Raw genomic sequence first — 13,570 nt, 5'->3', positions numbered from 1 at the left:
CTGCACCCCGAACCCCGAACCCCTCCCCCTCAAAAAATCTTCGGCCGATAATTGTGGTCAGCATCCAGCACGCCCATGAACCTCAGACCCGCGGCGCCGTCCAGTTCACCGGGGTAGAACAGGACAGCGGGCACCTGGATCTTGCCCTTGATCTGCTCCAGCAACGCGGATGTGCGGTACACGGGGAAGAGCGCACCTGCACGGACGATGAAGACCAGGTCGCGCAGCGGATCGGCGTCGGCGGGGATGCGCCGAGCGACCAACGCGTCGAGCGGTTGGTAGTCGCTCAGGATCTGGAAGATGGTGTCGACCGTTGCCTCGAGACCGACCGATTTCTCCGCGTCGACGAGCGCGTCGGGACCCATGTCTTCCGCTTCCAGCGCTGTGGCGAGGCATTCGGCAAGCGAGATGATGGTCACCCGTTTACCGGACTGCTCCAGCCGGGTGCGCAGCAGCGAGACTTGCCGACGTACCCCGAACTCCTCCTCCGGCGGATAGCGGAAGATGGCGTAGGGCATGTCGTGGTATGCGCTGAGCTGCTGCCGGGGGTCCGGTTGCATCAGCACAGGTTCGAGCTGCCGGGTCAGACGCTCTTTCCAATCGGGCATCAGCAGAGCTCCTTCGCGTAGTCGGCTGCCGATGCCGCCGGCAGCTTGAGTTGGGCGAGACTCCCGGCAACCTCGAAATGCAGCTTGCGAAACTGGTGCAGACGCAGCAGCTCGCGCTCGACGTCGGAGGGAGCCATCAGATACATCCGCCAATCATCGGCATCGATGACCCGTCGCGCGTTGACCTCACGCTCCATCATGACGTGCAGCAGATAGAGGAAGCTCTGCTCGGGCAGATGATAGGAGGCAAATTCGCGCGCCTGTAGGCCCTGCAAAAGCCCGAAGTCGGCCGCGATGCGCAGCAGTCCCGAGGCTACGCGTTCAGACGTGCTTTCGCTCCAGTGCCCGGACCAGTCGATGCCCTTTTTCTTGGTCAGTCCCTGAAGGTAAGGCATCACGTCTGCTGCGCGCATGCGGTAAGCGCCGGCAGTGAACTGCGGGTAGAGCCAGTTGACGAGGAAATCGCGGACCAGGAACTCGTCGCGGGTCAGATGGTAGAGGAGCAGCGGTTTCCAGACTTCCCGGTCACCCCCCGATTTTGCAAGCTCCACGAGTGGGCGATCGCGACCCGCGGGATCGAAGCGGCGGCTGACCGCCCAGGACACATTCTGCGCCCAACTCGCACTCTTGGCGCCGATTGTGTTTTCCTGGCGAGCGCGTTTGAGATTGTCGGTTTTCGAGGCGGCGTAGTCCCAGCCGCGGAACACCGCGTAGGTCTCCTCGATCAGGGACCCTTTGATGGCGGCGCAGGAAGCGACCTTGGAGCGAGCCTCCATGCTCAGTCATCAAGCCGTGCATAAGGGATCGCCGGGTTACCGCGCTCCCCTCTGGCGAAGCCTGCCGCCAGTAGCGTGATGATCTCGTCGTGGGGTTGGTGGGTACCGGGCAAGGGGACCGATCGACCCTCGGCCGAGCGGCGCAACTGGCCGACCGCGTCCAAGTGGCGTCGGTCGACGAGGCCGGCCTCGGCGAGCGCGACGAGCAGATCGTTGGAAACTGCACCGGCCAAGTGATCGAAGTAGGGTGACCAGCGTTCGCCTTGGTCCAGCCAGTCCTGCCAGTGCTCTTCGAATTGATCCTCGATCCGGGCGGGGAGGCTCCAGAGCGTCATGCAACCCGGCGGGTCGAAAAGCGCATGGCAACGGCTGCGCGCGACCGCAAAGGCGATCCGAGCCTGGGCGAAATGATGGGTCGACGGGAATCCGCGCTTCAGCGCCAGCGCGCCGTGTCGGCCGAGGATTCCATTGGTGTTCCACCAGCCTGCCCTGTCCATCTCCCCGTGACGGGCGACGATCAGGCGGAGCTTGAGGAGCCGTTCCAAATCGACCCGGGGGTCTCTTTTGGATGCGTCCTGGTTCACCGATGCTTCCATCCGGCCGATTCCTCTGATCCTACGTCGCTGTAGCCATCCACATGGAGCGCGACGTCAAAACCCCAAAGAAAAACTCTTTGCACGAGGCACTCATACATTCCCCCTGTGCCGCACCGACCTATTCGACTGTTACGGACTTCGCCAGATTGCGCGGCTGATCCACGTCGGTCCCCTTGAGGACGGCAACGTGATAGGCAAGGAGCTGCAGCGGAATCGTGAAGATGATGGGGTCGATCAGATCGTCGGTCTCGGGGAGACGGATGACGGTGACACCTTCCTCTTCGACCATGGGGACTTGCAGGTCGGCGAAGACATAGAGTTGGCCGCCGCGTGCGCGGACCTCTTCGAGATTGGATTTGAGCTTTTCGAGCAGGGCATTGTTGGGCGCGACGGCGACCACGGGCATTTGGTCGTCGATCAAGGCAAGGGGGCCATGCTTGAGCTCGCCCGCCGGGTATGCCTCGGCATGGATGTAGGAGATCTCCTTGAGCTTGAGCGCGCCTTCCATCGCGATCGGGTATTGCTCGCCGCGTCCCAGGAAGAGTGTGTGCTGCTTGTCGACGAAGACCTCGGCAAGTGCGGCGATCCGGTCATCGAGATCCAGCACGGCCTCGACCTTGCCGGGGAGGGCTCGAAGCAGCGCGACCACATGGGCCTCGGCGGTGTCGCTCAGGGCATTTTCATGACCGAGCGCCACGGTCATCAGCAACAAGGACACCAGTTGGGTGGTAAACGCCTTGGTGGAGGCGACGCCGATCTCGGGGCCGGCACGTGTGAGCAGCACCAGGTCGGACTCGCGCACCAGGGAGCTCTCGGGGACATTGCAGATGGCCAGCGTCGCCGCAAACCCAGAGGACTTCGCCAGACGCAGGGCCGCGAGCGTATCGGCCGTCTCGCCGGATTGCGAGAGGGTCACGAACAGGGCGTCGGCCGGCACCACCTGTTTGCGATAGCGGTACTCGCTTGCCACCTCGACGGTGCAAGGTAGGCCAGCGAGGGCCTCGATCCAATAGCGCGCGACCAAGGCGGCATGGTAGCTGGTGCCGCAGGCGACCAGGGTCACCGCCTTGACGCGAGCGAAGATCTCCGGGGCCAGATTGCCGAAGCACTCCGGCAGGACGCGGGTACCGACCAAGCGACCTTCGAGCGTATCGGCGATCGCACGCGGCTGCTCGAAGATCTCCTTAAGCATGAAATGGCGATACTCGCCGCGCTCGGCGGCATCGGCCGAGACCGCCGAGGTCTTCACCGGCCGAACGACGAGGTTGCCGTCGCGGTCCCAAATGCGGACCGATTCGCGGGTCAGCTCGGCGATGTCGCCCTCTTCGAGGAAGATGAAACGATTGGTCACGGGCAGCAGGGCGAAGACATCGGAGGCGATAAAATGCTCGCCGAATCCGACCCCGATGACCAAAGGGCTCCCTTGGCGTGCCGTGACGAGATGCTCGCCATCCTGCGCATCGATGACGCCGAGGGCATAGGCGCCGCGCAGGCGTGTCGTCGCCAAACGCACGGCATCGAGCAGGTTGTAGCCGGCCTCGAGCTGATCGTATACGGCGTGGACGACAACCTCGGTGTCGGTCTCCGAGGTGAAGCGGTGGCCCGCGACGGTTTGCTCGCGACGCAGCTCTTCGTGATTCTCGATGATCCCGTTGTGCACGACCAGGCAGCGATCGCGACAGACATGGGGATGGGCGTTGCGGGTCGCAGGCTCGCCGTGGGTCGCCCAGCGCGTGTGCGCGATGCCCAGTGTGCCGGGCAAGGGTCGCTCGGCGACCGCCTCGGCCAGGCGCGCGACCTTGCCGAGTGTGCGGGCGCGATTCAGACGGCAAGGTTCCTCGAGGACCGCGATGCCGGCGGAGTCGTAGCCCCGATACTCAAGACGCCTCAGCCCTTCCAGCAGGATGGCCGAGACCGGACGTTGGGCGATCGCACCGACGATACCGCACATGACTTTTCCCTCGTGTGTCTTAAACCGCGCCCAGCGCGGTATGCGATGTTTTGGGAAGGGGTCGGCCCCGGCAGACTTGATGACCGTTGGAGTCGGCGCGGTTTAAGAGTTTAAAAATTATATTATTTTAAACCGCGTCCCCGCTAAGGGTTGTGGATGCACCAAAGGTCGCACTCACTCGAAAATGAGCATCTCGCTCTGGACGCGGTTTAGACCGATCCGACCCGATCAGGAGACCGGTCGCTTCCGAGGCCGCGTCCATCCCGGAATCGTCCTTTGCGGGGCACGCGTCAGCGTGAGCTGGTCCGGCGGGGTGTCGCGCGCAATCACGGAACCGGCGCCGATGGTCGCGCCGGCGCCGACCCGTACAGGGGCAACCAGCGCCGTGTTGGAGCCGATAAAGGCCCCGTCTTCGATCCGGGTGACCGACTTGTTGGCGCCGTCGTAGTTGCAGGTGATGGTTCCCGCGCCGACGTTCACGCCGGCGCCGATCTCGGCGTCGCCCAGATAGGTCAGATGGTTGGCCTTGCTCCCGGCGCCGAGGCTGGTCTTCTTGATCTCCACGAAGTTGCCGACATGGGTGTGGTCTGCAAGTCGGGTCTCGGGACGCAGTCGCGCGAACGGACCGATCCGCGCATGGGCGCCGACCGAGGCGCCTTCGATCACAGAGTTGGCCAAGACGTGGGTGTCCGGGCCGATGCTGCAATCCTTGAGGAGACAGTTAGGGCCGATACGTGTGCCGCTCGAGAGCCGAACCACGCCCTCGAATACGCAGTTGATGTCGATGACGACATCCGGCTCGGCTTGAAGGACACCGCGCAGATCGAACCGCGACGGATCCGCCATGGTCACGCCGGAGCGCATTAGGTCTTCCGCTGCATGGCGCTGATAGTCGCGCTCGAGGGCCGCGAGTTGAACCCGATCGTTGACGCCGGCAACCTCCGCGAGTCGGTCGGGCCGGGTGGATGCAACCGCTACGCCCTCGGCCGCGGCGAGCGCGGTCACGTCGGTGAGATAGTATTCGCCCTGCACATTGTCGTTGTCGATGCGGGCCAGCCAGCCGTCGAGCCTCGATCGGTCGGCGACTAGAATGCCTGTGTTGATCTCGGTGACGGCGCGCTGGTCGGGCGTCGCGTCCTTTTCCTCCACGATCCCGACGACCCAGCCGCGGCTGTCGCGCAGGATCCGTCCGTAACCGGCGGGATCCGGGATGTCGGCGGTCAGGATCCCGAGATCGGTATCGGCCGCAACTTGGAGCAGACGATTCAAGGTCTCGGCCGAGATGAGCGGCACATCGCCGTAGAGGATCAGGACACGATCCATATCCGCGACCTGCGGCATGGCCTGGATGACGGCGTGTCCGGTGCCCAATTGCTCGGCCTGCTGGACCCAGAGACATCCGGTATCGGCCAGCGCCGTGCGGACTTGGTCGCCGCCGTGACCGTAGACGGTGACGATGCGCTCGGCACCGATCGCCTCGGCGGTATCCAGGACATGGGCAAGCAATGGCTTCCCGGCCAAGGGATGAAGCACCTTCGGAAGGGCGGAGCGCATCCGCTTGCCGAGCCCCGCCGCCAAGATCACGACTCCAAGCCTCATCGCATCGCCCTCTTCGAACGCCGGGTCAGTGCAGACCGCCACCGGGAAGCATACCACCCTCGCCGAGGTCCGCCGTCAACTCCGCATGTGTCGGTTCGCGGACCTCCGCGATCCGAACATGCACGCGCAGCGTCTTGCCGGCGAGCGGATGGTTACCGTCGAGGGTGAGCTTGCCGTCCTCGATCCGGGTGACGTGGAACTGGCGCGTCTCCCCGGCCTCGTTCTCCATCTGCACCTCGGCACCGACGAATCTGAATTCGGGCGGCACGTTGTCCACTGCGTCGGTAAAGGTCAGATCGGGATCACGCGGGCCAAAGCCTTGCTCCGGACCCAGGATCAGCTCGACCGCGTCGCCCGCACGCCGCCCGTCGACGGCCGCGTCCATGCCGCCGATGAGCTCGGTCTGGCCGCCGTGAATATAGCTGACGGGGATATCGGTCTGCTCCAGGATGTTGCCCTGCCCGTCTTCGATTCGGTAGGTCAATGCGACAAGCTTGCCGGCACTGATGAGCTGTTCTGTCATGACGGCGTTCGCCTCCGGGTCAGGATTGGCCGGCTGGGTCCCTTGCGGGTCGCCGGCGCGGCATGGCGAACAAGGGGACCAGGAAGAGATCGAGGGGCGGCCTCGTCAAATGAACAGCCCGCTCGTGTCGGAGCGGGCCTCTTGATTCGGGCATTCAAGGAACAATCCGAAGGGATCACCCCTTCATCTTGCGAAGCTTCTCGATTGCGCGCAACTGTGCGATCGCCTCGGCCAGCTCGGCTTGCGCCTTGGCGTACTCGAACTGAGCCGTGTGACCGGCAAGCGCCTCCTCGGCCCGGCGCTTGGCGTCGAGCGCCGCGGCCTCGTCGAGGTCACGCGCGCGGATCGCGGTATCGGCCAAGACGGTCACGACATGCGGCTGAACCTCGAGCATGCCGCCGGAGACATAAAAGTGTTCTTGCTCGCCGTGCTCGTTCTCGACCCGCACGTCACCCGGCTTCAAACGGCTGATGAAGGCGGTATGCCGTGGCGCGATACCGACCTCGCCCAGCTCGGCGGTCGCATACACCATGGCCGCCTTGCCCGAATGAATCGCCCCTTCGGCGCTTACGATATCGACGTGAATTGTCATCGCCATAGTGCACCCCTATTAAACCGCGTCCTGTTGTCAAACATGACGTTCTCGCGGAATCGGTCCAAAGCGGACTTCAACCCCTCTGTGCCGACGCGGTTTAAAATGTAAAAAAATCCTAAAACGCGGCAGCTCCGACATCTGTTTAGAAATGCGCCGCCCGACCAAAGTCACGCACAGCGCACGTCACACAGACCGCGTTTTAGCTACCCATCTTCTCGGCCTTGGCCACCGCTTCTTCGATGCCGCCGACCATATAGAAGGCCTGTTCGGGGAGGTGATCGTAGTCGCCGTTGACGATCGCCTTGAAGTCCTTGATGGTGTCCTTCACGGTCACGAACTTACCCGGCGAGCCGGTGAAGACCTCGGCCACGAAGAAGGGCTGCGAGAGGAAGCGTTGGATCTTACGGGCACGCGACACGGCGAGCTTGTCGTCGTCGGAGAGCTCGTCCATACCGAGGATGGCAATGATGTCCTTGAGCTCCTTGTAGCGCTGCAAGGTCCCCTGAACCGCACGCGCGGTTTGATAGTGCTCCTGACCGACCACGTTCGGGTCGAGGATTCGGCTGGTGGAGTCCAGCGGATCCACGGCCGGGTAGATGCCAAGCTCGGCGATCTGACGCGACAACACGAGGGTCGCGTCCAAATGCGCAAAGGTGGTCGCCGGCGACGGGTCGGTCAAGTCGTCCGCGGGGACGTACACCGCTTGGAAGGAGGTGATGGAGCCGGTGCGCGTGGAGGTGATGCGCTCCTGCAACGCGCCCATCTCGGAGGCCAGCGTCGGCTGATAACCCACGGCGGAGGGCATGCGGCCCAAGAGCGCCGAGACCTCGGTTCCGGCCAAGGTGTAGCGGTAGATGTTGTCGACGAAGAGCAGGACGTCGCGGCCCTCTTCGCGGAAGAACTCCGCCATCGTCAGACCCGTCAGCGCGACGCGAAGACGGTTCCCCGGCGGCTCGTTCATCTGGCCGTAGACCAGGGCCACCTTGTCGAGAACATTCGACTCCTTCATCTCGTGATAGAAATCGTTGCCCTCGCGAGTCCGCTCGCCGACGCCCGCAAACACCGAGAAGCCGGAATGCTCGGCCGCGATGTTGCGGATGAGCTCCATCAGGGTGACGGTCTTGCCGACACCGGCGCCGCCGAAGAGGCCGACCTTGCCGCCTTTGGGGATGGGCATGATGAGGTCGATGACCTTGATGCCGGTCTCCAGGATCTCGGTGGAGGTCGCTTGGTCTTCGAATGGCGGCGCGGAGCGATGGATCGACCAGCGCTCCTCGGAGTCGACATCGCCCAGCTCGTCGATGGGGTTACCCAGGACGTCCATGATGCGCCCGAGCGTCTTCTGTCCGACCGGCACCTGGATCGGTGCACCGGTGGCAAGTGCGGGGATGCCGCGCTGCAGACCATCGGTAGATCCCATGGCGATCGCGCGCACGACCCCATCGCCGAGCTGCTGCTGAACCTCGAGGGTCAGGCCCGTCGACTCGATCTTGAGCGCCTCATAGACCTTGGGTATCTCGCCGCGCGGGAACTGAACGTCCACGACGGCCCCGATGATCTCCACCACGTTACCAGAGCTCATAGTCTTTTCCTCTTATGCCTTCCGGCCAATAGCGATTCTGTTTGTGTCCGTGCGCTCGATCTCCGAGCGCTGGGCGCGAGCGACTGCGATGGATCGGGCGATCACACGGCGGCCGCGCCGCTCACGATCTCGGAGATCTCTTGGGTGATCGCGGCCTGTCGGGCCTTGTTGTAAATGAGCTGAAGCTCGCCGATCAGGTCGCCGGCATTGTCCGAGGCCGACTTCATCGCGACCATGCGCGAGGCTTGCTCGCAGGCGCCGTTCTCGACCACCGCTTGGTAGACGAGCGACTCGATATAACGGGTCAACAGGGCATCGAGCACCGTGTGCGCATCGGGCTCGTAGATGTAATCCCAGTGATAGGGCATCGCGGACTGCTCTTCACCGATGATCGGCACCAATTGCCGGATCATGGGACGCTGGGTCATGGTGTTGACGAATTCGTTGCTCGCAACGTAGATGGCGTCGAGCTCCTTGGCCTCGAAGGCATCCAACATGACCTTGACCGGCCCGATCAAGTCCTCGATGTGCGGCTTGTCGCCGAGATTCGTGACCTGTGCCTTGACGTCCCCGCCGAAGCGCTTGAAGAAGCCCAGCGCCTTGGATCCGATGGTGCAGAATGCAGGCTCGGTTCCGGCCGTGCGCTTCTCTTTGATGTCGATGACGAGGCGACGAAAAAGATTGCTGTTCAATCCACCGCAAAGACCGCGATCGGACGAGACCACGATATAGCCGACGCGCTTGTGCGGGCGCTCCAAGGCCATAAACGAATGGCGGTACTCGGGCGTCGCCCGCGCCAAATGACTGATGACTTGGAGCATCTTCTCCGAATAGGGCTTCGACGCCGCCATCCGGTCCTGCGCCTTGCGCATCTTGGAAGCCGCCACCATCTGCATGGCGCCGGTGATTTTTTGCGTGCTCTTGATGCTCGCAATCTTGGTGCGGATTTCTTTGGCGCCTGCCATCTGTTAGCTCCCGGCCTTCAGCGGCCAGCCTCCGGCGCGTGCGCCGGGGTGGTGAAGGTTCGATACGTGTCAAAATGCACCACGCCAGGCGATACGGTCCCGGAAGGACCGTGTCGGCTGATGGCTGGCGGCTGCCCTACCAGGTGTTGTTGGCCTTGAAGGCCTTGATGGCCTCGTGCATCGCGGTCTGGATTTCCGCGGTGTAATCGCCGGTCGTATCGATCTGCTCGATCAAGGCCGCCTGGGCGGACTTCATGTAGCTCTGCATCGCCTGCTCGAAGTCGACGATCTTCTTCACATCGACGTCGTCGAGATAGCCTTCGTTGGCCGCGAAGAGCGACACCGCCATCTGACCGACACTCATGGGCGAATACTGGAACTGCTTCATCAGCTCGGTGACGCGCTCGCCGCGCTGCAATTGCTTGCGGGTGGCCTCGTCGAGGTCGGACGCAAACTGCGAGAAGGCCGCAAGCTCGCGATACTGGGCGAGCGCCAAACGGATACCGCCGCCGAGCTTTTTGATGATCTTCGTCTGGGCAGCGCCGCCGACACGCGATACCGACAGACCGGCATTGATGGCGGGCCGGATACCGGCGTTGAAGAGGTCGGTCTCGAGGAAGATCTGACCGTCCGTGATCGAGATGACGTTGGTCGGAACGAAGGCCGAGACGTCGCCGGCCTGGGTCTCGATGATCGGCAGCGCCGTCAGGGAGCCGGTCTTGCCTTTCACGGCGCCGCCGGTGGCCTGCTCCACGTAGTGTGCGTTGACGCGCGCGGCGCGCTCGAGCAAACGGGAGTGGAGATAGAAGACGTCGCCGGGATAGGCTTCGCGGCCCGGGGGACGACGCAGCAACAGCGAGACTTGGCGATAGGCCCACGCCTGCTTGGTCAAGTCATCGTAGACGATCAGGGCGTCCTCGCCCTTGTCGCGGAAGTACTCGCCCATGGTGCAGCCCGCGTAGGGCGCGATGAACTGCATGGCGGCCGATTCGGCGGCAGCGGCGGCAACGATGATGGTGTGGTCCATCGCGCCGTGCTCTTCGAGCTTGCGCACCAGCGAGGCAATCGAGGAGTTTTTCTGCCCGATCGCGACGTAGATACACTTAACGCCGGTGCCCTTCTGATTGATGATGGCATCCACGGCGACAGCGGTCTTACCGGTCTGGCGGTCGCCGATGATCAGCTCGCGCTGGCCGCGGCCGACCGGAACCATGGCGTCGATGGCCTTCAGGCCGGTCTGAACGGGCTCGTCGACCGACTGACGGGCGATAACGCCGGGGGCGACCTTCTCGATCGGGGAGGTGCCCGATGCCTGAACCGGACCCTTGCCGTCGATCGGATTGCCCAGCGCATCCACGACGCGTCCGAGCAGCCCTTCGCCGACCGGCACCTCGAGGACGCGTCCGGTGCAGCGCACCCAATCGCCTTCGGACAAATGGGTGTACTCACCCAGGACCACCGCGCCGACCGAGTCTCGCTCGAGGTTCAATGCAAGCCCGAAGGCGGCCTGACCGGAACTGTCCGGGGGGAACTCCAGCATCTCGTAGTACTTGGCGTCCGAGAGACCGTGCACGCGCACGATACCGTCGGTCAAGCTGACGATGGTGCCTTCGGTCCGCGCCTCGGTCTTAAGATCGAGCTTCTCGATCTTTTGTTTGATGAGATCGCTGATCTCGGAAGGATTCAGTTGCATGGCGGTGTCCCGTTCAGAATTGCAATGCGTGAGCCAGTTGCTTGAGCTTGCCGCGGACCGAGTCGTCGATGACGAGGTCCCCGGCGCGAATCTCGATCCCGCCGATCAGTGCGCTGTCGGTCTCGACGGTGACCTCGACCTGCCCGCCGAAGCGCTTCGCGAGTGCGGCGGAAACCGCCGCCTGCTCGGACTCGCTCACGTCGAAGGCGCTGCGAATCAGCACGTGGCGCACGCCTTGGTCGGCGGTGCGGCTCGCCTCGAAGAGTCTTGTGATCTCGGGCAATGCCGCAAGCCTGGCGTTCTCGGTCAGCAAACCCAGGAGATTGGATGCCTCGGGCAGGAGATCATTACCGCAGACCTCGAGGATGATGTCGCGGATGCGCTTGCGGGGCACGTTCGGGTTGGCGATCTGCTCGGCCATCTGGGGATCGCCCACGACGGCCGAGAGCATCTCGAGGGCTTGCGACCAGGCGTCCAACTGACCGACCTCTTTCGCGCGCTCGAACACGGCCTCTGCGTAAGGCCGCGCGATGGTGGTGATGTCTCCGGCCATGGGTGGTCCCTAAAGCTGCTTGGCGAACGATTCGACGAGGCCCTTGTGCGCCTTGATGTCGATCTCCTTCTGGAGGATCTTCTCGGCGGCGGCGACGGCAAGCGTGGCGACCCGCTCGCGAAGCTCTTCGCGGGCGCGGTTGGTTTCCCGATCGATCTCGGCTTGGGCGGCGGCGACCACGCGGCCGCTTTCGCTGCGCGCGTCGACCTTGGCCTCCTCGACGATCTCGGTTGCCCGCTTCTGAGCCTGCGCGACGATATCGGCGGCGGCGGCCTTGGCGTCCTTGATCAGGACGAGGGCGCGCTGCTCCCCGAGCGCCTTCTCTTGATGACCGCGCTCGGCCGCGGCGAGGCCCTCGGCGATCTTCGCCTTGCGCTCGGCCAACGCCGTGACGATCGGCGGCCAGATAAACTTCATACAGAACCCGACGAACACCGCGAAGGCGATCATCTGGGCGAACAGGGTCAGATTGATATTCATAGCGTTGCCTCGTGCCTATGCCTCATACCGCGTCCGGGAACAGGGCCAGGAGCCGCGACCCCGGCGGAAGTGGGATGGGTATCAGGCAGCGAACATCACGAACAGACCCATGGCGATCGCGATGACGGGCAGCGCGTCGACCAGACCCATGACGATGAAGAACTGGGTGCGGAGCATCGGGATCAGCTCGGGCTGACGGGCTGCGCCTTCGAGAAAGCGACCACCCAAGATACCGATACCGACGCCGGCGCCGACCGCGCCGAGACCCAGCATCAAGCCTGCACCGATGAACTTGATGACGTCGGCGAACAGGTTAGCGACTTCGAGTTCCATGATTCTCTCCAGTAATTGACGATGTTAGAGCAGAAGAAACGGGTTAGTGATGCTCCTGGTGAGCCATGTCGAGATAGACGATGGTCAGCACCATGAAGATGAATGCCTGCAGCGTGATGATGAGGATATGGAACACGGCCCAGACGAACTGCAGCATTCCGCCGGTGATGTTCATCACCATACTGCTGCCGTAGAGCAGCGCGATCAGGATGAAGATCATCTCGCCCGCATACATGTTGCCGAAAAGGCGCAGCGCCAGCGAAAGAGGTTTCGAGAGGAGGCTGATGCCTTCGAGCAGGATGTTGGCAGGCATACCCCACTTGCCGAACGGCTGCATCGTCAGCTCGGCGGCGAAGCCGCCGACGCCCTTCATCTTGACGCTGTAATAGAGCACGAGACCGAAGACCACGAGCGCCATGCCGAAGGTCGTGTTCGGATCGGTGGTCGGCACGACGCGCAGGAAGACGTAATGCGGATCGGCGCCGAACAGCGACATGAGCTGCCCAAAGAGATGAGGAAGCAGATCGACCGGTATCAGGTCCATCAGATTCATCAGAAAGACCCAGGCGAAGATCGTCAGGGCCAGAGGCCCAACCAGCGGGTTCTTCGCGGTGAAGGAGCCGCGGACGTTCTCTTCGACGAAGTCGACGATCCACTCGACGAAATTCTGCGCCCCGCCCGGCACGCCGACGGTCATCTTCTCGGCCACGCGCCGGAAGAACCAAATAAAGAGGTATCCGAGCAGGATCGAGAAGAACATGGTGTCGACGTTGATCGCCCAGAATCCCATCTCGGCAGCCTCGGCACTGGAACGCGCGAAGCCGAAACCCTGCTCGGGATGAACGCCGAGCGTCAGGTTGGTCAGGTGGTGCTGGATATAAGCCTGGGAGGTGAGCGTTTCGGAAGCAGCCATCGATCGTCTCTCACTTCGTGGTTCGTTCGGGCGTTTGAGCCGCAATCAGGGTCGGGATGACCTGGACCGCGAGATAGGCGCCAAGCAACACCGGGAGGTTAAGGTCGTCCAGGGTCACGAAGGCGATCGTGAACAAGCCTAGAATCAATACGATCTTCAGGATCTCGGCACCGTAGATGCGCATGACCAGTCGCGCGGGCTCCCGGGCGCGATAACCGCGAAAGACCAGGGCCGCGAACAAGGCATTGGCCACCAGGCAAGAGCCCGCCCCGACAAGGACCGAGACGGTAACCGAGACGCCGAACGGGAGGGCGAATATCACCGAGGCCAAGCCGAGAAGACTTTGGAGTTTCAGGACCCTTTTGGCCTGGAGCGTGTCCGGCTGATGCATCAGATCGTCAAA

General features: G+C 63.2%; 15 protein-coding genes. All 15 read right to left on the bottom strand.

The genetic code is table 11. The annotated features are described in order from the left end of the window. Nucleotides 1-29 precede the first annotated feature (29 nt). Complete coding sequence (locus AADX97_RS11555; protein ID WP_374234401.1) at nucleotides 30-608, bottom strand: BREX protein BrxB domain-containing protein; 579 nt, start codon at nucleotides 606-608, stop codon at nucleotides 30-32. After that, the gene (locus AADX97_RS11550) at nucleotides 608-1,384 is read right to left on the bottom strand and encodes a BrxA family protein (protein ID WP_374234400.1); all 777 of its coding nucleotides are present in this window, start codon (nucleotides 1,382-1,384) and stop codon (nucleotides 608-610) included. Before AADX97_RS11550 ends, AADX97_RS11555 begins: the two co-directional genes overlap by 1 nt. Before the next feature lie 2 nt (nucleotides 1,385-1,386). Beyond that, nucleotides 1,387-1,980: a BrxE family protein gene (locus AADX97_RS11545; RefSeq protein ID WP_374234399.1), complete on the bottom strand. Its 594-nt coding sequence runs from the start codon at nucleotides 1,978-1,980 to the stop codon at nucleotides 1,387-1,389. Nucleotides 1,981-2,098: 118 nt separating this feature from the next. Beyond that, nucleotides 2,099-3,931 (bottom strand): glutamine--fructose-6-phosphate transaminase (isomerizing), encoded by a 1,833-nt coding sequence (glmS, locus tag AADX97_RS11540; protein ID WP_374234398.1) that lies wholly within the window; start codon nucleotides 3,929-3,931, stop codon nucleotides 2,099-2,101. 228 nt (nucleotides 3,932-4,159) lie between these two features. Next, the gene (glmU, locus tag AADX97_RS11535) at nucleotides 4,160-5,530 is read right to left on the bottom strand and encodes a bifunctional UDP-N-acetylglucosamine diphosphorylase/glucosamine-1-phosphate N-acetyltransferase GlmU (RefSeq protein ID WP_374234397.1); all 1,371 of its coding nucleotides are present in this window, start codon (nucleotides 5,528-5,530) and stop codon (nucleotides 4,160-4,162) included. A gap of 25 nt (nucleotides 5,531-5,555) precedes the next feature. Next, complete coding sequence (locus AADX97_RS11530) at nucleotides 5,556-6,053, bottom strand: peptidylprolyl isomerase (RefSeq protein ID WP_374234396.1); 498 nt, start codon at nucleotides 6,051-6,053, stop codon at nucleotides 5,556-5,558. 175 nt (nucleotides 6,054-6,228) lie between these two features. Beyond that, nucleotides 6,229-6,651 (bottom strand): F0F1 ATP synthase subunit epsilon, encoded by a 423-nt coding sequence (locus AADX97_RS11525; protein ID WP_374234395.1) that lies wholly within the window; start codon nucleotides 6,649-6,651, stop codon nucleotides 6,229-6,231. Between the two features lie 196 nt (nucleotides 6,652-6,847). Next, nucleotides 6,848-8,230 (bottom strand): F0F1 ATP synthase subunit beta, encoded by a 1,383-nt coding sequence (gene atpD, locus AADX97_RS11520; protein ID WP_374234394.1) that lies wholly within the window; start codon nucleotides 8,228-8,230, stop codon nucleotides 6,848-6,850. Nucleotides 8,231-8,331: 101 nt separating this feature from the next. Beyond that, the gene (gene atpG, locus AADX97_RS11515; RefSeq protein WP_374234393.1) at nucleotides 8,332-9,195 is read right to left on the bottom strand and encodes a F0F1 ATP synthase subunit gamma; all 864 of its coding nucleotides are present in this window, start codon (nucleotides 9,193-9,195) and stop codon (nucleotides 8,332-8,334) included. 136 nt (nucleotides 9,196-9,331) lie between these two features. Beyond that, entirely contained in the window at nucleotides 9,332-10,888 is a 1,557-nt protein-coding gene (gene atpA, locus AADX97_RS11510; protein ID WP_374234392.1) for a F0F1 ATP synthase subunit alpha, read from the bottom strand. Nucleotides 10,889-10,901: 13 nt separating this feature from the next. Further along, nucleotides 10,902-11,441 carry a F0F1 ATP synthase subunit delta gene (locus AADX97_RS11505; RefSeq protein WP_374234390.1) on the bottom strand — a complete coding sequence of 180 codons (540 nt, stop codon included), beginning with the start codon at nucleotides 11,439-11,441 and terminating at the stop codon, nucleotides 10,902-10,904. Nucleotides 11,442-11,450: 9 nt separating this feature from the next. Then, nucleotides 11,451-11,921 (bottom strand): F0F1 ATP synthase subunit B, encoded by a 471-nt coding sequence (locus AADX97_RS11500; RefSeq protein WP_374234389.1) that lies wholly within the window; start codon nucleotides 11,919-11,921, stop codon nucleotides 11,451-11,453. A gap of 81 nt (nucleotides 11,922-12,002) precedes the next feature. Further along, entirely contained in the window at nucleotides 12,003-12,254 is a 252-nt protein-coding gene (atpE, locus tag AADX97_RS11495; RefSeq protein WP_007193473.1) for a F0F1 ATP synthase subunit C, read from the bottom strand. A 43-nt stretch (nucleotides 12,255-12,297) separates the two neighbouring features. Further along, nucleotides 12,298-13,167 carry a F0F1 ATP synthase subunit A gene (gene atpB / locus AADX97_RS11490; protein ID WP_374234388.1) on the bottom strand — a complete coding sequence of 290 codons (870 nt, stop codon included), beginning with the start codon at nucleotides 13,165-13,167 and terminating at the stop codon, nucleotides 12,298-12,300. Between the two features lie 10 nt (nucleotides 13,168-13,177). After that, on the bottom strand, nucleotides 13,178-13,558 hold the full coding sequence (locus tag AADX97_RS11485) for an ATP synthase subunit I (RefSeq protein ID WP_374234387.1): 381 nt from the start codon (nucleotides 13,556-13,558) through the stop codon (nucleotides 13,178-13,180). Between the last annotated feature and the right edge of the window lie 12 nt (nucleotides 13,559-13,570).

Origin of the sequence: Thiocapsa sp. C2-2m (assembly GCF_041903745.1) — a bacterium.
In the GTDB taxonomy this organism is placed as follows: domain Bacteria; phylum Pseudomonadota; class Gammaproteobacteria; order Chromatiales; family Chromatiaceae; genus Thiocapsa; species Thiocapsa roseilacustris.
The sequence above is the reverse complement of the archived record's forward strand: the minus strand, read 5'-3'. Positions and strand labels throughout refer to the sequence as shown.